This is a genomic window from Kribbella sp. NPDC051770 (genome assembly GCF_040681455.1).
Classification (GTDB): Bacteria; Actinomycetota; Actinomycetes; order Propionibacteriales; family Kribbellaceae; genus Kribbella.
The window spans coordinates 407,528-427,440 of the sequence record NZ_JBFAYT010000002.1 but is presented as its reverse complement, the minus strand read 5'-3'; the positions used below and the strand labels follow the sequence as shown (position 1 = coordinate 427,440).

Annotated in this window: 19 protein-coding genes and 1 tRNA gene; 16 read left to right on the top strand and 4 right to left on the bottom strand. The window is 68.5% G+C overall.

Annotated elements, in window-relative coordinates; genetic code table 11:
* Positions 1-95: 95 nt before the first annotated feature.
* Both AB0M01_RS08615 and AB0M01_RS08610 read right to left on the bottom strand, forming a co-directional pair.
* Complete coding sequence (locus AB0M01_RS08615; RefSeq protein WP_363666998.1) at positions 96-809, bottom strand: class I SAM-dependent methyltransferase; 714 nt, start codon at positions 807-809, stop codon at positions 96-98.
* 63 nt (positions 810-872) lie between these two features.
* Positions 873-1,661 (bottom strand): alpha/beta hydrolase, encoded by a 789-nt coding sequence (locus AB0M01_RS08610; protein ID WP_363666996.1) that lies wholly within the window; start codon positions 1,659-1,661, stop codon positions 873-875.
* A gap of 129 nt (positions 1,662-1,790) precedes the next feature.
* Here AB0M01_RS08610 and AB0M01_RS08605 point away from each other — a divergent pair, with 129 nt between their 5' ends.
* The 4 genes from AB0M01_RS08605 to AB0M01_RS08590 all read left to right on the top strand — a co-directional run bounded on the left by AB0M01_RS08605 (position 1,791) and on the right by AB0M01_RS08590 (position 7,349).
* On the top strand, positions 1,791-3,092 hold the full coding sequence (locus AB0M01_RS08605) for a hypothetical protein (RefSeq protein WP_363666994.1): 1,302 nt from the start codon (positions 1,791-1,793) through the stop codon (positions 3,090-3,092).
* A gap of 42 nt (positions 3,093-3,134) precedes the next feature.
* Positions 3,135-6,104 carry a BTAD domain-containing putative transcriptional regulator gene (locus AB0M01_RS08600; protein WP_363666992.1) on the top strand — a complete coding sequence of 990 codons (2,970 nt, stop codon included), beginning with the start codon at positions 3,135-3,137 and terminating at the stop codon, positions 6,102-6,104.
* On the top strand, positions 6,104-7,249 hold the full coding sequence (locus AB0M01_RS08595) for an MFS transporter (RefSeq protein ID WP_363666990.1): 1,146 nt from the start codon (positions 6,104-6,106) through the stop codon (positions 7,247-7,249). The genes AB0M01_RS08600 and AB0M01_RS08595 overlap by 1 nt, the downstream gene beginning before the upstream one ends.
* Before the next feature lie 27 nt (positions 7,250-7,276).
* A tRNA-Thr gene (locus AB0M01_RS08590) sits at positions 7,277-7,349 on the top strand.
* Positions 7,350-7,445: 96 nt separating this feature from the next.
* On the opposite strand, the gene AB0M01_RS08585 is transcribed toward AB0M01_RS08590, so the two are convergent.
* Positions 7,446-8,906, bottom strand: a complete 1,461-nt coding sequence (locus AB0M01_RS08585) for a helix-turn-helix domain-containing protein (protein ID WP_363666988.1) — start codon at positions 8,904-8,906, stop codon at positions 7,446-7,448.
* Between the two features lie 722 nt (positions 8,907-9,628).
* Here AB0M01_RS08585 and AB0M01_RS08580 point away from each other — a divergent pair.
* The 6 genes from AB0M01_RS08580 (at position 9,629) to AB0M01_RS08555 (ending at position 15,170) form a co-directional block, all read left to right on the top strand.
* Entirely contained in the window at positions 9,629-10,828 is a 1,200-nt protein-coding gene (locus AB0M01_RS08580) for a cupin domain-containing protein (RefSeq protein WP_363666986.1), read from the top strand.
* A complete protein-coding gene (locus AB0M01_RS08575; protein WP_363666984.1) occupies positions 10,825-12,081 on the top strand; it encodes a YcaO-like family protein in 1,257 nt (418 codons plus the stop codon). The genes AB0M01_RS08580 and AB0M01_RS08575 overlap by 4 nt, the downstream gene beginning before the upstream one ends.
* Positions 12,078-13,412 carry a TfuA-like protein gene (locus AB0M01_RS08570; RefSeq protein ID WP_363666982.1) on the top strand — a complete coding sequence of 445 codons (1,335 nt, stop codon included), beginning with the start codon at positions 12,078-12,080 and terminating at the stop codon, positions 13,410-13,412. Before AB0M01_RS08575 ends, AB0M01_RS08570 begins: the two co-directional genes overlap by 4 nt.
* Positions 13,413-13,517: 105 nt before the next feature.
* On the top strand, positions 13,518-14,072 hold the full coding sequence (locus AB0M01_RS08565; protein ID WP_363666980.1) for an RICIN domain-containing protein: 555 nt from the start codon (positions 13,518-13,520) through the stop codon (positions 14,070-14,072).
* A gap of 63 nt (positions 14,073-14,135) precedes the next feature.
* Complete coding sequence (locus AB0M01_RS08560) at positions 14,136-14,819, top strand: aspartyl/asparaginyl beta-hydroxylase domain-containing protein (protein ID WP_363666978.1); 684 nt, start codon at positions 14,136-14,138, stop codon at positions 14,817-14,819.
* A gap of 69 nt (positions 14,820-14,888) precedes the next feature.
* On the top strand, positions 14,889-15,170 hold the full coding sequence (locus AB0M01_RS08555) for a phosphopantetheine-binding protein (protein WP_363666976.1): 282 nt from the start codon (positions 14,889-14,891) through the stop codon (positions 15,168-15,170).
* Between the two features lie 82 nt (positions 15,171-15,252).
* Here AB0M01_RS08555 and AB0M01_RS08550 read toward each other — a convergent pair whose 3' ends face one another.
* Positions 15,253-15,825: a hypothetical protein gene (locus AB0M01_RS08550; RefSeq protein ID WP_363666974.1), complete on the bottom strand. Its 573-nt coding sequence runs from the start codon at positions 15,823-15,825 to the stop codon at positions 15,253-15,255.
* Between the two features lie 190 nt (positions 15,826-16,015).
* Here AB0M01_RS08550 and AB0M01_RS08545 point away from each other — a divergent pair, with 190 nt between their 5' ends.
* The 6 genes from AB0M01_RS08545 (at position 16,016) to AB0M01_RS08520 (ending at position 19,904) form a co-directional block, all read left to right on the top strand.
* Complete coding sequence (locus AB0M01_RS08545) at positions 16,016-16,627, top strand: DUF6529 family protein (protein ID WP_363666972.1); 612 nt, start codon at positions 16,016-16,018, stop codon at positions 16,625-16,627.
* Between the two features lie 25 nt (positions 16,628-16,652).
* The gene (locus AB0M01_RS08540; RefSeq protein WP_363666970.1) at positions 16,653-17,129 is read left to right on the top strand and encodes a Rieske (2Fe-2S) protein; all 477 of its coding nucleotides are present in this window, start codon (positions 16,653-16,655) and stop codon (positions 17,127-17,129) included.
* Positions 17,130-17,144: 15 nt separating this feature from the next.
* Positions 17,145-17,690 carry a hypothetical protein gene (locus tag AB0M01_RS08535; RefSeq protein WP_363666968.1) on the top strand — a complete coding sequence of 182 codons (546 nt, stop codon included), beginning with the start codon at positions 17,145-17,147 and terminating at the stop codon, positions 17,688-17,690.
* Between the two features lie 84 nt (positions 17,691-17,774).
* The gene (locus AB0M01_RS08530) at positions 17,775-18,440 is read left to right on the top strand and encodes an anti-sigma factor (protein WP_363666966.1); all 666 of its coding nucleotides are present in this window, start codon (positions 17,775-17,777) and stop codon (positions 18,438-18,440) included.
* A 242-nt stretch (positions 18,441-18,682) separates the two neighbouring features.
* Positions 18,683-19,249, top strand: a complete 567-nt coding sequence (locus tag AB0M01_RS08525) for a sigma-70 family RNA polymerase sigma factor (protein WP_363666964.1) — start codon at positions 18,683-18,685, stop codon at positions 19,247-19,249.
* A gap of 85 nt (positions 19,250-19,334) precedes the next feature.
* Positions 19,335-19,904 carry an RICIN domain-containing protein gene (locus AB0M01_RS08520; protein WP_363666962.1) on the top strand — a complete coding sequence of 190 codons (570 nt, stop codon included), beginning with the start codon at positions 19,335-19,337 and terminating at the stop codon, positions 19,902-19,904.
* Positions 19,905-19,913 lie beyond the last annotated feature (9 nt).

The following is a 19,913-nucleotide window of genomic DNA, read 5'->3' as shown; positions in this document are numbered from 1 at the left end:
GGGGCGGTCGTACGAAGGTTTATTTACAGAAAGATCTGACCGAAGTCGCGATCAGTGAATCGCGTATCACTGTGTGGCGTCAAGGGTTCACAGCGTTAAGAATCGATGCGGCGGCAGCGCACGTACAGCAGCTGGGCGGCTTCGCGCCAGACCGGGCTCTCGCCGATCGGCTCGGCCATCCGCTCGACCACCAGGCCGGACGCGACCAGTGTGTTCACGTACGTCGACAGCGTGCGGTGGTACGAGACGTTCGGCAGGATCGCCCACCGGGTGGCGCTGTCGTACGGGCCCTCCTCGAAGTACCGGCCGGTCACGCGGCGCGCGGTCCCGGCGGTGTGGTCGATCAGCTCGCCGTGCGCCGGCGGCTTGGTGCACGGGTGCACGATCGCGGCGACGAACCAGCCGCCCGGCTTCAGCACCCGGGCGACCGAGCGCAGCGTCGGCTCCAGCTCGGGGATGTCCATCAGCGCCATGTAGCAGACGGCACCGTCGTACGAGCCGTCATCCAGTACGTCGAGCCGCTGCGCGTCGCCGTGCAGGTACTCGATGCCCCGCGGCTGCTCCTGCTCGAGCCGGCGCGCGTGGGTCAGCAGCCCCTCGGAGGCGTCGACCGCGACGACGCTCGCGCCGAGGTCGGCGAGGTGGCGGGCGTCGCGGCCCTGGCCGCAGGCGATCGCGGCGACCCGCTGGCCGTGCAGCTCGCCGACCAGGTCGTCGAAGGTCGGGTCGGTCAGGCCGGCGCCGTCGGGGTCGATGGTGGCGTGGTAGGCGTCGGCGGTCTCGTCGTACAAGCTGGTCACGTCGGTCATGGAACCGATTCAAACAGGCCGAAGCCCGCCTCGGTCATCAGGGAACCGAGGCGGGCTCCGGGGTCAGCGAGCGGCGCGCTTGATCAGGTCGGCGACGTCGCCCGGCTCGGAGACGGCGACCGCGTGCGAGGCGCCGTCGACCTCGACGACCGCCTTCGCGTGCGCGCGGTCGGCCATGAAGTGCTGCACGGCCGGCGGGATGTTCCGGTCGCCGGTCGGGATCAGGAAGTACGACGGGATGCTGGTCCAGGCCGGGTCACCGGCCGCCTCGCCCAGCGCCACGTCGCGGACCGGCCGCTGCGTGATCGCCGCCAGCGCCGCCTCCTTGCGCGGTACGTCGGCCATGAACTGCTCGCGGAACTTGGCCGGCTGGATGCTCACGTCGTTGCTGCCGTCACCGAGCGGGATGCTCTGCACGGCCGCGCCGAGCGTGCTGCCCGGGAACTTGTTCGTCAGGTCCAGCGCGCTCTCGCCCTTGGCCGGCGCGAAGGCCGCGATGTAGACCAGCGCCTTGATGTTCTTGTTGCCGGTCGCCGCCGGGGTCATCACCTGGCCGCCGTACGAGTGTCCGACGAGCACGACCGGGCCCTTGATGCCGGCCAGCACGCTCTTCAGGTAGGTGCCGTCGCCGCTGACGCTGCGCAGCGGGTTCGCGACCGCGACGACCGGGTAGCCGCTCTTCTCCAGCCGCTTGATCACGCCGTTCCAGCTGGAGGAGTCGGCGAAGGCGCCGTGCACCAGGACGACGGTCGGCTTGTCCGGCTTGGCGATCGCCTGCGAGCTCACTCCCGCCAGCCCGAGCAGGGCCAGCACCAGTACGCCGATCAGACCGATGGTCCGCTTGCTCCGCATCTTCGGGTCCCCTTCGTGGTCGTAGAACTGAATGCAACGGGGGGTGGGGGGCCGATGTCACCCGGATGACGAGTTCACGCCACCTGTAGCCTTGCCGCACTGGGTGGGGTGGGCTGGGGAGACAACGACATGGGTGGGGATTTCGGGGCCCGGCGACGGGCGCTGTGGACGGCGGGTGTCGCCGTACTGGCGGTGGGGGCCGCGGCGGTGAGCTGGGCCGTCGCGCGGCCTGGTGCTGCGCCTTCTGGGGTTGGTACGCCGACGCCTGTGCCGACGCCTTCGGCTTCGGAAACCTCGGAAGTCTCGGAGCTCGAGGCGCAGGTGGACGCCGCGCTGAAGGCGCGCGCGGCGGCGCTGCTCGGCGGCAAGCTGCCGGCGTTCCTCGGCCAGCTCGACCCGGCCAACGCCAAGCTGCGGGGGCGTCAGCAGCAGCAGTTCACGAATCTGCGCAAGATCGGGCTGCGCTCGCTGACCTACCGGCGCGAGGGAGGCTGGGTGCCGGAGCCGCAGGCGCAGCACGGCGCGAACGCGTACGCCTTCCGGATCATGATGCTGGTCCAGGTGAACGGCATCGACACCACGCCGCGCTACGTCCCGCTCGGCTACACGTTTGCCGAACGCAACGGCCGCTGGCTGCTCGTGGACGACGACGACCTGGCCGCCGAGTCCGACCGCGGCAAGACCCACGAGCCGTGGGACCTCGGCCCGCTGGAGGTGGTCCGCGGCCCCGGCGTGCTGGTGGTCGTACCGCCGTCGGAGAAGGCGAACGGACGGCGGCTGGTCCGCGAGGCGCGGGTCGCCGTACCGGCCGTGCGTGCGGCCACCCGGCGGTCCCAGGCGGGCATCCTGGTCGTTGCCCTGGGCGACAACCGGTCCTTCGACGCCGAGTGGCAGACCGGCGGCCATCCGGCGGCCGCGATCGCGGTCCGCAACTACACGCCGATCGACACCGAGGCGACCCAGTTCAAGGTGACCGGCAGCAGGATCGTCATCCACCCCGGTCAGCGCGCCGAGGCCGATCGCTACCTGCTCGCCCACGAGTTCACCCACGCGGCGCTGTCCCCGCTCGGCCACGGCGCGCCGACCTGGCTGGTCGAGGGCTTCGCGGAGTACGTCGAGATGAAGCTGACCGCCGACGAGGGCCTCACCGAGTGGCTCGCCGACCACCGCCGCACGATCCGCCGCGAAGGGCTGCCGAAGCTGAAGGTGCTCCCGATCGACGGCGTCTTCCACGGCGACTACGACGAGCAGAGCTACGGCGTCAGCTGGCTGATCGTCGAGCACCTGGTCACGACGTACGGTCTGCCCCGCGTGAACGCCTTCTACGCCGAGCTCGCCAGAACCCCCGAAGACCCCACCGCCCGCGACCGGGCGCTGCTGAAACACTTCAAGCTGACCGACGCGGGCCTGGTGGCAGCCGTCAAACGGTGAGATTTCCGGCCTGGTCGAGCCTCGCGTCGTGGAGACTGAGGTATGGACAGGCTGCGGCTCGAACTGCTGGGGGTGCCGCGGGGGTTCGCCGGGGCGACGGCGTTCGATCTCGGGCCGGTGCGGCAGCAGGCGGTGCTTGCGGTGCTGGCGCTGAACGCGAACCGGGTGCTGACCGCGGAGGAGTTGCTGGGCGCCGCGTGGGGCGATGCGGCGCCGGCGAGTGGGGCGAAGGTCGTGGCGCCGTACGTGTACCGGGTGCGACAGGCGCTGCCGGACGGTGAGGTGCTGCGGCGGACGCGGCACGGGTACGTGCTCGACCTGGCGCCTGACCAGCTTGATGTCAGCGCCTTCGAGGCTGCTGTCGCGGAGGCCCGGCGTACCGAGGACAAGTGCGCGGCGGCTGATCTCTTCGCCGCGGCTCTCGGTCTCTTCGTCGGCGAACCACTCGCCGGGCTGCCGGGCCGCTACCTCGCGTCCGAGCGGCACCGGCTGCACGAGCTGCGGCGCAAGGCACAGGCCGAGCAGATCGATCTCGCGCTCCGCCTCGGCCGCCACGCGGAGGTGATCGCCGAGCTGAGCGCGCGGGTGGAGGACGATCCGCTCGACGAACAGGCGACCGCGCAGCTGATGACCGCGCTGTACCGGGCTGGACGGCAGGCTGATGCGCTCGACGCGTACGCGCGGGGGCGCTCGGCGTTGATCTCGCAGCTGGGGGTGGAGCCCGGGCCGAGTCTGCGGGCGGCGCATCGGGCGGTGCTCGCCAATGCGGACTCTGCTGGTTCGGCTGCGGGCGCTGGTCTGTCTGCGGGCGCCGGTCTGTCTGGGGCCGATGGTTCGTTCGGGCCTGCTGGTCGTGACGAGCTCCCCTATGCGGGCTCGACGTTCGTCGGCCGCGCCGCGGATCTGCGCTCGGTGACCTCGACGCTGACCCAGCCGGGCGTGATGCCGCTGGTCTGCATCGACGGCATGGCAGGCATCGGCAAGACCACCCTCGCGATCCACGCCGCGAGAGCTGTCGCGGACGCGTTCCCGGACGGCCGGCTCTTCGTCGACCTGCACGGCCACACCCCCGGCCGTACGCCGATGACCGCGGCCGCGGCGATCAACCATCTGCTCCGGGCTGTCGGCGTGACCGCCGATCGGATCCCCGCGGACCTCGGCGCGGCCGCAGCATTGTGGCGTGCGGAGACCGCCGGTCGTCGCGTCTTGGTTGTCCTGGACAACGCACCGGACACCGCCGCCGTCCATCCGTTGTTGCCCGGAGCCCCTGGTTGCGCGGTGATCGTCACCAGCCGTTCGCAGCTGTCCTTGGACGTCTCGGACCGCCTTCCGTTGGGTGCGTTGAGCAACGATGACGCCGCCGAACTGGTTGCCTCGGTGTCGGGCCGGTCGAGCTCCGACGAAGGTCTGCCGGGTCTGGTCGAACGCTGCGGCCGGATCCCGCTCGCGCTCTCGATCGCGGGTTCGAAGCTCCGGCACCGGCAGAGCTGGACCGTTGCCCACCTCAATGATCGGATGGACGCCAACCGGCTGGTCGAGCTGAGCATCGACGGGCGCAGCGTGACGGCGGCGTTCATGGTCTCGTACGAGCAACTTCCGGTGTCACAGCAACGACTGCTGCGACTCGTTGCCCTGGTCCCCGGTCGCGACTTCGACCGGTACGGCGCGGGCGCGCTGGCCGGGCTGTCTCCGGAGGCCGCCGAGGACGCACTCGACGCGCTGGTGGACGCGAACATGCTGCTGGACAACGGTCCTGGGCGCTACCGGCTGCACGACCTGATCCGTGAGTTCGCGGCCGGGCTGCCCTCGGACGGCGCTTCGCTGGAGCCGCTGCTCGCCTACTACACGGCGGCGGCGCGGGCGACCGGCGTACATCTGCTGGGTGATCCGCCGTTCGCGCAGCCGACAGGGGTGTTGCTGCCGGCGCTCGGCACCGCCGACGAGGCTGAGGCGTGGCTCGCGCGTGACGCCGAGAACGTGCTCGACGCGGTCGCCTGGACGGTCGCACACGACCGGCCCGCCGAGACCGTCGCGCTGACGCTCGGGATCTACCCGTTCGTGTTCACCGCCGACCGCAACGACCTCGGCAGCAAGCTGCTGGCTTCCGCGATCGCCGCCGCCCGGCGAGTGGGCGACCTGCCGGGCGAGGTCTACTTCCTGGTGCAGTCGGGCTGGCTGGAGCTCTCGCTGCACGACCGCGAGACCGGGCTGCGGCTGCTCGACCACGCGATCACGCTCGCCGACCGGCTCGGCGACGTACAGCTCCAGGCGTACACCGCCGCCCAGCTGGGACGGGCGTCGCTCCGGATCGGCCGCCCGGCGCGGGCGATCGCGGAGCTGACCCGCGCGCTGTCGCTGTCGGGGGAGCTGTCGCCGCGGACCGCCACGATGTACCACCACACGCTGGCGATCAGCTTCTGGAGCCAGTCCCGGTACGCCGAGGCGGCGGACGCCGTACGGGCGGCGTACGCGGCGGCGGAGAAGGGCGGGTTCCGGCTCCGGATGGCGCGGCTGCTCAGCTTCCTGGCCTGCTGCCAGGTCGACATGAAGCAGCCGGCCGAGGCGCTCGCGACGATCCGGCGTACGGCAGACCTGGGCGGGCCGACGACGCCGCGGTTCAGCACCGAGATCCTGACCATCCGGGGGAGTGCGCTCGAGCAGCTCGGCGACCTCGACGGCGCGCTCGACTCGCACCACCGCGCGCTGGAGCAGGCCGCGCTGACCGGCAACGCCGACGGCGAGGCCGAGGTCAGGCTGCGACTCGGCTCCACCTTGCGGGCGGCCGGCAACCACCGCCGGGCCGCCGAGGAGTTCCAGCGCGCTTTCGATCTGGTTGCCGAGAGCGGCACCGCCTTCGACCAGGCCCGGGCCCTCGACGGCCTGTCGGACTGCCTGCGGTTGAGCTCCCCCGAGCAAGCCGCCGGCTACCGCCGCCAAGCCCTCGCCCTCTACGAGCAAATGGAGTCCCTGGAGGCTCGCCGACTGGCCGGGGAAGGCCTTACTGTTCGGTAATGCCCCGCAGCCGCTGGACGCCGATCGTCGCGTACTCCCTGGTCGGCGCCGCCACCCAGCTGGTCTGGCTCAACTTCGCCGGCATCACCACGGTCGCCGCCGCCCGCTACGACGTCTCCGAGAACGCCATCGGCTGGCTGGCCCAGGTCTTCCCCCTGCTGTACGTCGTACTGGCCATCCCCGCGGGCCTGCTCCTGGACCGCTGGTTCCGCCCGTCCCTCCTCATCGGCGCCCTACTGACCGCGCTGGGCGCCCTGCTCCGCCTGGGCGACACCTACCCCTGGCTCTTGACCGGCCAACTGGTCGCCTCGGTAGCCCAACCCCTCGTCCTCAACGCCGTCACGGGCATCACCGGCCGCTACCTGTCCCCCCGCGACCGCCCCACCGGCATCGCCGCCGGCACCGCCAGCATCTTCGCCGGCATGGTCATCGCCTTCGTCCTCTCCGCATTCCTTGCCTCCAGCAACCAAATCCCAGTCGTTCTGGTCATCTCAGCAATCTTCTCCGTCATCGCCGCCATCGCTCTGCTGCTGGCCCTCCGCCTCCCCGCCCTGCACACCTCTGCCTCTCCCCGCCCCGACCGCAACGCCCTCCGCACCGCCTGGAGCGACCCCCTCATCCGCCGCCTCTGTCTCCTCGCGATGTTCCCCTTCGGCGTCTTCGTAGCCCTCACCACCTTCGCCCAGGCCCTCCTCGAACCCTCCGGCGTCTCCGCCAGCACCGCCAGCACCATCCTCCTGGTCAACGTCATCGCCGGCGTCCTGGGCAGCGCCACCATCCCCATCCTCGTCTCCCGCCACCAAGCCGCCTCAGCCCAACTAACCCTCAGCCTCACCGCCACCGCCATAGCCTGCGTTTGCCTAGCCCTCTTCCCAGGCCCGCTCGTCGGCTACCTGGCCATCACCACAATCGGCGTACTCCTACTCCCAGCCCTCCCAGTAGTCCTAGAAATCGTCGAACGCCAAACCGGCGAAGCCGAAGGCACCGCAGCCGGCCTCATCTGGATGTCCGGCAACCTAGGCGGCCTCCTGGTCGCCACCGCAGTAGGCCTCATGGTCAACCACCCCACCCCCGCCTTCCTGGTGATGGCAGCCATAGCCCTCATCGCCACCCCCGGCGCCCGAGCCCTCCGCCACTCCCTCTGACCCATCCACTACAATCGACCAGCACCCGCCGACGTGGCGCAATTGGTAGCGCACCGCTCTTGTAAAGCGGTGGTTAGGGGTTCGAGTCCCCTCGTCGGCTCTCTGAACTGGGCTTATGTCCTGGTGGTTATGGAAGAAGTGGCCCCAACTGACCGGAAACTGACCGCTTTGGTCTGAAGCGCGTCGAGTTTGGTCGTCACAGCGCAGGCCCGGTCGGCCCTTGTCGGTCTTGGTCATCGATCGTCTTGAGTGCCTCGTTGAGGATCCGTGCGGCGTCCGGATTGAGCACCTTGCGGCCGACATAGGCGTTGAGCGTCGTCGTCGTATCGGCCTGCCCGAGCTGGTCCGCGATCTGGCGCGCCGACTGTCCGCCGTCGTCGAGAATCGTGGCGGTCGTCTTCCGGAACTTGTGCGAGGTCACCCACGCGAGGTCGTCCGCGAGCGACGGAAGCCCGGCCAGTTCGACCGCCTCGAACAGCGCTGCACGGTCGGCTCTGGATATGCCGTACAGCTTTACCAGAGCAGAGATCTCATCGGGCTGGACCTTGACCCGCCCTGTCTCGATCAGGCTGATCCGATTCTTCAGCCAGCCCAGCTCTGCCACGACCTCGTTCTGCGTCTTTCCAGCCGAGCGTCGGAAGGTCTTCAGGCTCTTTCCCAACTCGGCTCGGCGCCGGCTGCCGACTGGTCGACGCGCCCTCCGCAGCGCGCTCTGCACGTTGTGCGGATCACGGAAGCCGCCACTGGATGCCGGGAACAGTGGCGCGTCGGGCGGTGTCTTCGGAGTCCATCGGGCATTGACCATTTCCAGCGCCCAGTCCGGCAGAATGAGGAGACGTTCACCGGCCGCGGTCTTCACCTCCCGCCGTACCAGACCCTGCCCGCGGAGGCGCTGGATCTGGTGGCTGCAGTCGACGACGCCTGTCCTCCGATCGATCCCGCTCCAGATCACGGCGAGCGTCTCACCGATCCGCTCACCCGTCGCGAGCATGAACTTGCTGATGTCGATCAGGTCGGCGCGGACCGCCGCATCGTCCTGCCGGAGCAGCTCGAACCACTGCTGCCGATCGTCGGCATCGAGGGCTTTCGCCGGCGTACGTCGCTTCTTCCCCAGGGGCTCGATCTCCCGCACCGGGTTCTGGCCGACCGCGCCGTACCTGACTGCCAGGGCGAATGTTCCGGTCAGGATGCTCTTGCACGTCTTGGCGCTCGCAACTCCGACCTCGTCCTTGATCTCGACCAGGACCTTGTTCACGCGCGGAACGGTTGCCTCGATCAGCTGCAATCGGCCGATCCGCGGCACCAGGTTCCGCTCCGACTGATACTCGTACGTCTCCAGGGTTCCCGGCGCACGTCGGCCGTCGTCGACCTTCGCCTTCACCTCCGCCAGGTGCAGCGCAATCGCTGCGGCGACGCGGTCGGTCGATTTCAGAACTGCCGAGCCTTCGGACCGGACCCGGGTTGTCAGCGTCTCCCGCAGCTTGTCCTTTGCCGCTGATCGCGACGTTGCCCACGCTGAGACTCGCCGCGTCTCACCATCGAAGTCGCGAAAGCGCGCCTTTGCCTCGAACCGGATCGGCCGACCTCTCGCATCGCGACTGGCAACAGTGGTGGAGATCTCTCCCCAGGTCCCGAGCGGAAGCGGATTCCTCGGCACTCGACCTCCCGTGATCAACGCCCGCCCGACCCTCGGACAGATATTCGATCAACGGCTGAGCACGCCGCCCTGCGGCCGATACACCGCAGAGACGCACACAGCGGAATAGTCGCCGCGAGCCTGGTTGGGGGTTATGTTGCGGTCGACCCGAGCGAAGCGCCGGTAGCGCCATTTCTGCGGTTGGATAAGTTGCCCGATCCATCCGGTGCCGGTAACCCCGGTCGCGATAGACCGTGACAACGAGTCGCGCTGTAGATCCGACTCCTAACCGCTGATGTGCGTTCCAGGGTCCTTGTCGCTGGTCAGCGTTTGCTGTAAATAGCTCTGACCTGAGCTTTACAGAACGAGACATCGCAGCCGCCGCGAATGTTCGGCATCGGTGGTCGTCGAAAACGGTGTGCTGGACGGTGGGCCGTTCTGGCTACGGAGTGTACATCTTCACGACCGAGTCCACCGCTGACCGCGCCCGGTCTGATCCGATCAGCTCTGTTGGTCCGTACTGCGCCGTAGTGGACGTCACCACCAGAGAGAGGATCATCATGGTCGAGGAAAGCCAGCTCACCGACGAGAACTTCCTGATCGAGATCGAGGACATCCGCGAGCCCGACTCCTACGCGGCCGAGGTCCTGATCATTCACCTGTTCTGAAACGCGCGGCGGGTGACGGGGCTCCACGGTCCTGGCGCCCGCCGGCTGCGTTCACCGTCGCCTGGAGCATCAGACATGGAATCCGATCTTCTTGCCCTGCTGGTCGACGACCCCGGCCAGTTCATCGCCGAGCACTGGCTCGAGACGCCGTACCTCGGGCGTTCCAAGGTTCCCGATCCGGCGGCGCTGCTCTCGATCGCGGAGCTGAACAAGATCCTGACCAGCACGGCTCTGCGAGGACCGCACCTCCGGGTGATGAAGCGTGGCCGGCCGGTGCCCCGGCAGGACTACCTGCGGATGTTCCAGACAACGGCCGACTACATCCCGGACCGGGCCGAACCTGGTCTTGTTCTCGGAGAGTTCGCGCGCGGCGCGACGCTGGTGATCGATCGTCTCGAGGACTTCGCCCTGCCGGTCCGAGAGGTCTGTGACTCGCTGGCCGAAAGCCTCGCGGCGACGATGCGTGCCCATGCGTTCATCACGCCACCGGGCGAGACCGGGTTCCAGCCTCATCACGATCCGCTCGGCGCCTTCATCATCCAGGTGCACGGCGAGAAACTCTGGCGGGTCTACGCACGGATGTCCACGGCGTCCGTCGGGCAGATCTACCGGTCCGACGACGAGGGACGGCCGCTGGAGCTGGGTGATCCGATCATCGAGACCACTCTGCGTCCCGGCGACGTGCTGTACCTCCCGCAGGGCTTTCCGCACGTCGCGATGGCCCCGGACGTGATGTCCGTGCACGTCACCGTGGTGTGCCAGACGCTGAACTGGGCGGCCCTCGTTCGCCCGCTCGTCGACGAGATCCTGGGCTCCACGGACTTTCTGCAGATCCCGAACCTGCTCACCACCGACTCGGCGGGCCTGCACGAAGGCCGGTTGGCACTGGTCGCGCAGTTCGCCCGGCAACTGGCGGACAGCGCCGGCCGGACCCGGCCCGTCGCCGGGGTTGATGCCCAGAACACCTCTTCGGTGCTGACGAACCTCGAACTGATCGCGCGCCTTCCCGCGGACGAGGTTCGGGTCGGTGCCCTGGCGACTCTGCGAGAGGTGGCCGGCTCGGAGACCCACGACGCCCTCGAGGTCCAGGGAGCCATCATCAAACTTCCACCGGCCTTCCGGCCCGCCGTACGACTGATCCTCCAGGACGACGACTGTCTGCTCTCCGACCTCGTCGACGCGGTCGGCCGGCGCCCGGCGCTGTCACTGGTCAGCAGGCTCGTGACCCACAACGCGATCTCGGTCGCACCTCAGCATCCGGAAGGCCGACCGTGAAGGCGCCGGACACGGCTCCGCCCGGCTATCACGGCTCCCAGGAGCTGTTCATCCGGTCGGCGCCTGTTCCGGACGAACCCTCGATCCCGGCGTGGGCGGACCAGGAGCGTGGACCGCACAAGGCGGTGACGCTGGGGACCCACCGGGTCGTGACAGCGGACTCGACCTGGCAGCGCGCGTACCAGGCGTTCCCGGTCGTCGGGATCACGCGCGTCGCCGATCTCACCGGGCTGGACGAGATCGGAATCCCGGTGTGGCAGGCGGTTCGGCCGAATGCGGCCACCCTGTCGGTGTCCCAGGGCAAAGGAGTGACCCACGAGCTTGCCCGGGTGTCGGCGGCGATGGAGTCGATCGAGCTGTGGCACGCCGAGCAGGAGCGGGCACCTGACGTCGTCGACAGCCTGGCCAACCTGCGGCCGGCGCTCACGTACAACGTACGACGGCTGCACCTCGCCGCCGGAAGCCTCCTCACCGACGGTCTGCGGATCCCGTGGATCGAGGGCGAGGACGTGCTGACCCGTACCCGAACGGTCGTACCGCTCGAGTACGTCATGCTCGACGACGTACCGCCCGACCAGCTGTCAGCGCCGCTCTTCGTCCGCTCCAGCAATGGCCTGGCCAGTGGAAACACCGCTGACGAGGCCACCCTGCACGGCCTGCTCGAGATCCTCGAACGCGACCTGACGGTGGCGGCCGGCAAGTCGTCCCTGGACTACGGACGGGTGAATCTCGACAGCATCGCAGACGTCTGTAGCCGGGCCCTCGTCGACCTGCTGCTCTCCGCGGACGTGCACCTGCGCGTCACCGATTGCGGATCGGACGGGATCGCCTGCTTCGCAGCCTCGATCTGGTCTGCGGACTTCCCCTGTGTGTTCGACGGCTTCGGCTGCCATTTCGATCGTGACGTCGCGCTCGCGAGGGCACTGACCGAGGCCGCGCAGTCGCGTCTGACCGCGGTGTCCGGCGCGCGCGACGACCTGCCCGGCACGGTGTACCGGGACGTCCGGCTGACCAGCAGCAGTCGCCGTCCTCCCTGGCCGCCGGAATCGGTTCGGACCGGTGTCCGCTTCGCCGACATCGCCACGACCTGCCGTTCGGCGATCGAGGACGACGTCCGCGCTGCGGCGTGGTTGATCGCGGTGAGAACCGGACACTCCCCGATCGTCGTCGATCTCTCCCGCCCTGAGGTGGGAATCCCGGTCGTCCGGGTCGTGGGTCCGGGACTGAGCATGGGAAGGTCGCGAGCGGCTTGACCACGACCTACGTCTTCGTCGGGCCGTCCGCGGGACCGGCCGGCGTACCGCGCGCCGAGACGCCCGGCCGGCGCTGCGTGGTCCTGCCTCCGGCCGAGGCAGGCGACCTGCTCGACCTGGGCGCGTCGCCGGGGGACGTTGTCGTCCTCATCGACGGCTACTTCCACCAGAAGCCCGCGGTTCGGCACAAAGAGATCCTCTACCTGCTCAGCCGCGGCGTGCGGGTGCACGGGGGAGCATCGCTGGGGGCGCTCCGGGCCGCTGAGCTCCACGACTACGGCATGGTGGGGCACGGCTCCGTCTTCGACGCGTACCGGGACGGAACGCTGGTCGGCGACGACGAGGTCGCCGTACTGCACGCCGACGCCGAGAACGGGCATCGTCAGCTCACTGAGGCGCTCGTGTCCATCCGGCACACGGTCCGCCGCGCCGTTGATGCGGGGATCTGCGACGAGGACCTGGGGCGGTCGGTCGTGCGGGCAGCAAAGGCACTGCATTTCTCGTACCGGCGTTGGCCGGCGATCATCGACGGCGTACGAACGACCACCTTCGACCCGGACCAGTTGGCGAGCCTGTACGCCTTCGTGGTGAGCGGCGCTGTCGATGTCAAGCAGGCCGATGCCTCGACGATTCTGGCCAGAGCCGTGGACGGCACGCTAGATCTGGCGCGCGAAGAACCGTCGGAGTGGGCGTTCCGCGAGACCGCGATGTTCCTGCAGCGGCTGCGGCCCGAGCCCGAATGGCTTCGGCTGTGCCGGCTCTTCGCGACCGACTACCCGGCCTTCCATGAAGCGACGGCGCTCGAGGACATGGCCCGGCGAGGGCAGCACACCTTTGCCGCAGGCCCGTCCGAGACGATGGCAGCAGCTCTTCGCTTCGTTGCGGACACTCACCTCATCGACGTCACGGCAGCTCCCTCCGCCTATTCGTCCTGGCTGCTCGGCGTGGAACGTGATCTGCCCGCGCAGGTCCAGATCGCGAGGGCTGCCGCGCGCGCCCTGTACGGCGAACGCGCGCGCCTGCGGACGGACCCGATGGACCGTGAGGCAGCGTCGAGCGCCGTACGCTCAGCCGCGAACTCGTACCTGCTACTGAACGAGGCACAGCGGTCCCGGAACCCAACGCCAGATCAGGAGCTGGACCCTCAGCGCGTCATCGCCTGGTTCCGGCAACGGTGGGGTGTCGGGGCCGCCGACTTCTTGCCGATGACACGTGCGCGAGGGTTCGACGGCCCGCTGTCCTTCCTGCGCGCGGCCCGCCCGTACTACCTGTTCGACCGGTACCAGCAGCCGATCCAGCTGAGCATGGGGCGGCGGGAGTCGGACATCTGAGGGATTACCCGCATAGGCCCGATGGTGATTGCCGATCAGGATGAGTGCCTGCACAGGCCGAAAGTTGCCTGAAGCATCGGCCGATCATCAACGGATGGATGTCACATGACCCGAACTCGTGGAAGACGTCTCGCGCTCGCCGGACTGGCGATGTTGTCCGGACTCGGTATGCCACTCACAGCCGCGGCGACACAGGCCTACTACCGGGCGCAAGCGCTCGGCGAACAGACCAACAGAGTGTGGACCGCTACCGGAGGTGCCGGCGGAAAGATCGTCGACAGCGTCGCCGACGGTTCTACCGCCCAGCAGTGGGAGTCGGTCCCGGCGGTCGGTAGACCGTCCGGGCAGGTCAACTTCATCAACCGGGCGAGCGGCCTCTGCCTGGATGTCGACAAGAGCGGTCCCCTGGGGGTGATGACCCGAGGTGCCGACCTGGTCCAGTCTCCGTGCAACGGCAGCCTCAGCCAGGTCTGGGTCTACCGGACGGACTTCGATCCCTGGTTCGCCCATGCGTACAGCGTCCAGAACCAGGCGAGTCTCTACTACGTCACGATCAAGGACGCCAGTACGGCGAACAACGCATCGCTGGTCCAGGACGAGCAGTTCGGACCCTGGGGCGGCGGCAAGCATCAGTTCTGGCGTCTCATTCCGGGGGGCTGACTCATGCTCTCGCGGCTTCTCGAAGCATCACTGCGAGCATCGGTCAGGTGGCTCGAGACGCGGATGGGCAGCAGGTCGCCGATCGGCGACCAGCCGTTCTTCTCCGCCGACGTCTTTGCCTGGGTTCCCCGTCTCGAGCAGCACTGGACCGAGATTCGTGCCGAGCTCGACGACCTCCTGGTCCATCGCAGCGCCCTGCCGAACTTCCAGGACATCTCGGCCCGGCAGCGAAAGCTGTCCGACGACGACAACTGGAAGACGTTCTTCTTCGCCGGCTACGGACTTCAGATGGACAAGAACCGGGAGCTGTGTCCGCGCACCGCGGCCCTGCTCGACGAAGTGCCGGGGCTGGAGACCGCCTTCTTCTCCATCCTCGGCCCTGGCAAACACCTGCCGGAACACCGTGGTCCGTACAAGGGAGTGGTGCGGTATCACCTCGGGCTGAAGATTCCCGAGCCCGCATCAGCGTGCGGTATCCGCGTCGGTGGCATCACCGCCCACTGGCAGGAGGGCAGCAGCCTGGTGTTCGACGACACCTATCCGCACGAGGCCTGGAACAAGACCGGAGAGGATCGGGTGGTCCTGTTCGTCGATGTCGTGCGGCCGCTGACGTTCCCGTACTCACTTCTGAACAACCTGCTGCTGCGCGCGATCGCCCGCAGTTCGTTCATCCAGGACGCGAAGAACGCGCACGACGCCTGGGAGAAGCGGTTCGAGGCGCTGAAGGACGGGCACACCGCCGGGTGATCAGTGCCGGGGGAGGAGGTGAGGAGAATCCCTCATGTTTTCAGAGGTTTCGCTCGCTAGGGTGCTCGCATGGAACCCCACACCGGCGACCTCGCACTCGATGACTTCCTGACCGAGATGGCCTCCGTCGTCGAGCGGGTGAAGTCACAGACCCTCGATGTCCACGCCGCGACGGCGATCGCCCAGCTGGGTCTGGACTCGCTCGAGATGCTCGAGCTTCTGGTCCTGATCGAGCAGCGCTGCAGCACCACGCTGATCGGGGATCCGGACCTGATGGGTGTCATCACAGCGGAGGACCTGTACAGGCTCGTCTGTGTCAACCGGACGGACGGTCTGACCGCAGCCCTCTGACGACCGGGGCAACGGCCCCCACAGCAGCTCCGGGACACCGATCGGCGGTGTCCCGGAGCGTGGCGTTGGCGTCAGGCCCGCTCTACTGAGCGGCCTTCTTGATCACCGGCTTGCCGTCGGCCTTGATGACCGACCAGTTCCCGCCCACGCCCTCACCCTTCAGGTCGGTCGGGACCTTGTCGTCCTGGAACTTGTACAGCGGCCAGCCTCCGAGCGTGACCTGGGTGTAGTCGGTGCGATCGGGACGGCCGACGGTGCCGACCAGCGACGGATCGATACCGGAGACCTCGACCTTGCTGCCGTCGGTCAGTGCGGGGGGCCAGGTGATCAGGCAGTCGAATCCGCAGTTGACCTTCGACGGCTTGTTGCCGTCGGCCTCGAAGCGGTACGCCGTCCAGCCGTTGATCGTGACGATGTCAGCCTCCACACCCTGCACCGTCACATGGCGGACAGCCAGCTGGATCGGGCCCGGTGTGACCGTCGGGGTGGGGACCGGATCGGTCGACGCCTCCGGTGCCGCAGTGGTTGCCGACGGCACCTCGATCGCCGTCGGTGGTGGGCTTTCCGGCGATCCGGAGCTGGTGTCGCTCGAAGTGTTGCAGGCCGTGAGGCCCAGTACTGCACAACTGATCACCAGTAGGGGTGCGTATCTCATCGCTGTCTCCATGACGTGGCTACCGCACGTCGAGCGACGGGCAGCGCCTTGGGGTGACGCGCGGTCGGAACAACCGGCATCCGGTCATCCAGCTCTACGGATCACGGGATCCCATCGGTTCTCGGCACGAACCGGTCACGGCGCGTCGTGCGTACTGCCGCGCGAGACAACGACGAGGGACGGATCGAGGATGGACGAGATCAAGGCCCCGGTGCGACCGAAGGGGCGAGCGGGCCGGCCGGGTCATCAGAAACCACGCGACCGGGCGGCGGCCGCCTTGCTGGGCGTGGCGCTGGTCGGAGCGTTGGTTGCGGTCGCCCTCGGGACCTACGGACGGTCACATCAGCCGACCGGCCGGCCGCTCGCACTGGTCATCGGCTTCACCGGGATGGCGCCGATGAAGGCGTGGCTTGCGACCGCGGGCGTGCTCCTCGGCGTGGGGCAGCTGCTGTCCGCCGCCTGGATGTGGGGCCGTCTCCCGGTACGCCGGGAAGCGCCACACTTCCTCGCGCAGGCTCATCGGTGGTGTGGCTCGCTGGCCTTCGTGCTCACGCTGCCCGTCGCCTACCACTGCCTGTGGAGTCTGGGATTCGCCACCGAGTCGCCGCGAACCCTTCTTCACTCGGTCTTCGGCTGCGCGTTCTACGGAGTCTTCGCCAGCAAGATGCTTGCCCTGCGCACCAAACGGCTCCCTGGCTGGCTGCTCCCGGTCGCCGGTGGCCTGCTGTTCGCACTACTCGTCGGGGCGTGGGCCACCGCGTCGTTGTGGTACTTCACCCAGCCCGGCGTTCCGCTCCGATGATGTCACCTACCAAGAGGAGTCACCGATGACGACGACGCCTGGTCGATCCCTGCATCGCCGCTCAGTCCTGCTGACCGGGTCGCTGGCGGTCGGCGCCGCCCTGACCGGCTGTGTGGTCGAGCAACCTGCCAGTGCTCCGGCGGCACCAGCAGAACCTGCCCCGATCGGCGGTGACCCACAGCCCGCGCCGACCGATCAGCCCCCGGGAAACGGGCCGAAGCCGCTCGCCTCGGTGGACGACATCGCACCTCGGGGCGGGCTGATCGTCAAGGACGAGAAGGTGGTGGTCACCCGCGACGCCGAGGGCACCCCGCGCGCGTTCTCCGCGGTCTGCACGCATCGAGGCTGCCTGGTCGCCTCCGTCGAGCAGGGCACCATCAATTGCCCCTGCCACGGAAGCAAGTTCGACGTCGCGACCGGCGCTCCGGTCGGCGGGCCGGCGAAGAACCCGCTTGCTCCGGTGGCCGTCGAGCTGCGTGGCGGCTCCATCTTCCGGGCGTGACTCCTGATGCCCTGGATGAAGAACCTGCCGACCACGATCTGGGTCGCCGCAGCCACGGCGGCGGTGACCTGTTTTAGTCCTGTCGTCGGTCAGGTCGTCACAAGTCCCGCGGTGACCGTGAGCCCGCCCCCGAAGTCCGCATCGCCCTCCATCCCGTCACCTGTCGAGGTCAGTACGCCGACGCCGACGCCGGCAGTGGGAGATGTCGCCGCCGCGACGACCGCCCTCGGTCCTACGGCGGTCGACAGGGAAGGTCGCACGCTCTACCTGTCGGTACTCGACAGCAACGATCCACCACGCTCGGTCTGTCTGAGCAGCAAGTGCCTCACCGCCTGGGAGCCGCTGTACGCACCGGCCGGCCAGGCGAAACCGGCCGCCGGACCTGGAGTCGACTCCGCACGTCTGGGGGTTGTGCGGCGGGCGGACGGACGACGACAGGTGACGCTCGGAGGATGGCCGCTCTACCGGTTCGACGGTGACACATCGCCGGGTGACGTCGGAGGTGACGGCCTCAAAGGCACCTGGCGCGCGATCGGCCCGGACGGCCGGCCGGTCCGGTGACCGGAGCAGTCGACTGCGAACCGTCACCGCACTGGGCCGCGTAGTGCTGGGTGACAGCGACGGTGGACGGAGGCTGGGAAGACGATGAGGGACGAGCAATCTCAAGACTCGGTGGCAGGACAGCGATGGCCGGATGCCTCCTCGCTGGGAGGCGATGCTCGAGAACTCGAGTCACTGCTCTTGCTGCCGCAGATGTGGGCCGAAGTGCCGGCCGAGCTGAAGGATCGGTGCCTCGCGGTCAGCCGGGTAGCTGAGTCGGAGCCAGCGAGCGTCGTGCCGTTCAGGGTCTCCCGATCGCTTCGACAGCGCGCTACCCGGCCACGGCGGCGCCTCGCCGTGCTGGCTGCCGCGGCGGCAGCAGTGATCGCGGCCGCCACCGGTCTGGTGATCACGGCCGGGCAACCGGAGACGCAGACCTTCGCGCTCTCCGGTACGGCGCTGGCGACGGGTGCCAAAGGAACGGCGGAGCTGCGGGAAACACCCAGTGGTTTCGAGATCACGCTCCGGACGAGTGGCCTCGAAGGCGCCGCGCCCGGCACGTACTACGAGGCCTGGGTCAAGGGCGAGAAGGGACTGGTGCCGATCGGCACCTTCCATCTTCGCGGTGGACCCGACCGCGTCGTTCTGTGGTCCGGTGTCGACATGGTGGCCTATCCGACCATGACCGTGACCGTGCAGCCCGAAGGTGGAGGCGCCGCGTCCTCGGGACGCGTGGTGCTGTCCGGAGCGGTGCCTCGCGGCCCGCGCTGACCCCGTTCTCACTGAGCCCTGCTGCCCGTGCGGCAGCAGGGCTCAGTTCGCAGTGCCTAGGCATCACGACGCGTCTAGGTATCCGTTCGCACCCGGAAATAGGCAATCAGTTGCCGATGCTGCCCACCGCCGGAATGTCGCATCGTCGACGGAGTTGGGAGCTCGATCGAGGAGGAGCGGGGACATGTTCAGAAGGCGCAGACCACAGCACCGCCGCGCCGGTTGGTGGACGAGGGCAACTGATGGCTGAGTACTTCGCGGCCGAGGCAACCCTTGCCGAACGCTTTCGGCGTGGCGACTCATCGGCCCTCCACGAGATGTACCGCAAGTACTCGGCGCCGATGTTCGTCATCGCACTCAAGCTGCTCGGGCGCCGTGATCTGGCCGCTGACGCGGTGCAACGCGCCTTCGTCCAGGCCTGGCAGGCGGCGGACCGGTTCGATGTCAGTCGTGAGCTGCAGCCGTGGTTGTACGCGATCACCCGCAGGGCGGCGATCGATGTGTACCGGCGGGAGCGCCGGTCCTCGGAGACGCTGCCGCTCGAGCCGGAGCATCTCGACCGCGTCATCTCGGTGGAGGGCGTGACGATGGACGAGACGTGGCGGATCTGGCAGGTCCGGCGCGCGCTTGACGAACTGCCGGCCGACGAGCGCGACGTGCTGCGTCTGGCCTACCACGAGGGCATGTCCCAGTCCGAGGTCGCGCAGCGGCTCGGCATCGCCCTCGGCACGGTCAAGAGCCGGACCGCGCGCGCCCAGCGTCGTCTCGCGGAGCGGCTCGCGCACCTTCGCGAAGATGTGCCGCTGTGACCATGTCGCGCTGAGAACCGGCGCGCGGGTGACGGCGTACTCCTTGGCAGAGAGTCGAACCGAACGAAACCTGCAAGGAGTAAAGATGAAGAACGTCACCCGCCGCGTGCTCGGTGTTGCTGTCACCGCGGTCGCGGCGACGGGCGTCGCGGTTGCCGGCCCGCTCGCGGCACAGGCCGAGGATCTCCCGATCGCCGAGGTCGGCATCCGCTCCGACGCCAACCAGTTGCTGATGATCACGGCCAACAAGGCATTCAACGGCAGCGCGAACGTCTTTCTCGGGAAGGCACTGCCGACGTCGCCCGTGCTGGACACCCAGCGTTTCCTTCCGCTGAAGATGAGCGACGGCGCTTACGCGCTGTGCAGCAAGAGCGCTTCGGCCGGCAACGGTCCGCTCAGCCTCAGCTGCTTGGACATCTCGGGCGACTCGACGGCGCCGGGCGCGCCCCTGGTGATCAAGCCGTTCGATGGTACGCCGTCGCAGCGCTGGATGATCGAGAACAAGGACCCGGCCCGGCCGAAGACATTGACCCTGCGCAGCAAATGGAGCGGCCTGTACGTCGACGCGGGCGTGACCCCGACGGTCAACCAGCTGCCCAAGCAGCAGAAGTTCAAGCTCGGCGCGAGCCAGCGGTTCTTCATCAAGCCCGCGTGATCCGCAAAC

What these genes read in the sequence shown, in the direction of transcription:
- AB0M01_RS08615 (WP_363666998.1), bottom strand. Translation starts at nt 809, where the DNA reads ATGACCGACGTGACCAGCTTGTACGACGAGACCGCCGACGCCTACCAC.
- AB0M01_RS08610 (WP_363666996.1), bottom strand. Translation starts at nt 1,661, where the DNA reads ATGCGGAGCAAGCGGACCATCGGTCTGATCGGCGTACTGGTGCTGGCC.
- AB0M01_RS08605 (WP_363666994.1), top strand. Translation starts at nt 1,791, where the DNA reads ATGGGTGGGGATTTCGGGGCCCGGCGACGGGCGCTGTGGACGGCGGGT.
- AB0M01_RS08600 (WP_363666992.1), top strand. Translation starts at nt 3,135, where the DNA reads ATGGACAGGCTGCGGCTCGAACTGCTGGGGGTGCCGCGGGGGTTCGCC.
- AB0M01_RS08595 (WP_363666990.1), top strand. Translation starts at nt 6,104, where the DNA reads ATGCCCCGCAGCCGCTGGACGCCGATCGTCGCGTACTCCCTGGTCGGC.
- AB0M01_RS08580 (WP_363666986.1), top strand. Translation starts at nt 9,629, where the DNA reads ATGGAATCCGATCTTCTTGCCCTGCTGGTCGACGACCCCGGCCAGTTC.
- AB0M01_RS08565 (WP_363666980.1), top strand. Translation starts at nt 13,518, where the DNA reads ATGACCCGAACTCGTGGAAGACGTCTCGCGCTCGCCGGACTGGCGATG.
- AB0M01_RS08560 (WP_363666978.1), top strand. Translation starts at nt 14,136, where the DNA reads ATGGGCAGCAGGTCGCCGATCGGCGACCAGCCGTTCTTCTCCGCCGAC.
- AB0M01_RS08555 (WP_363666976.1), top strand. Translation starts at nt 14,889, where the DNA reads ATGGAACCCCACACCGGCGACCTCGCACTCGATGACTTCCTGACCGAG.
- AB0M01_RS08550 (WP_363666974.1), bottom strand. Translation starts at nt 15,825, where the DNA reads ATGAGATACGCACCCCTACTGGTGATCAGTTGTGCAGTACTGGGCCTC.
- AB0M01_RS08545 (WP_363666972.1), top strand. Translation starts at nt 16,016, where the DNA reads ATGGACGAGATCAAGGCCCCGGTGCGACCGAAGGGGCGAGCGGGCCGG.
- AB0M01_RS08540 (WP_363666970.1), top strand. Translation starts at nt 16,653, where the DNA reads ATGACGACGACGCCTGGTCGATCCCTGCATCGCCGCTCAGTCCTGCTG.
- AB0M01_RS08535 (WP_363666968.1), top strand. Translation starts at nt 17,145, where the DNA reads ATGAAGAACCTGCCGACCACGATCTGGGTCGCCGCAGCCACGGCGGCG.
- AB0M01_RS08530 (WP_363666966.1), top strand. Translation starts at nt 17,775, where the DNA reads ATGAGGGACGAGCAATCTCAAGACTCGGTGGCAGGACAGCGATGGCCG.
- AB0M01_RS08525 (WP_363666964.1), top strand. Translation starts at nt 18,683, where the DNA reads ATGGCTGAGTACTTCGCGGCCGAGGCAACCCTTGCCGAACGCTTTCGG.
- AB0M01_RS08520 (WP_363666962.1), top strand. Translation starts at nt 19,335, where the DNA reads ATGAAGAACGTCACCCGCCGCGTGCTCGGTGTTGCTGTCACCGCGGTC.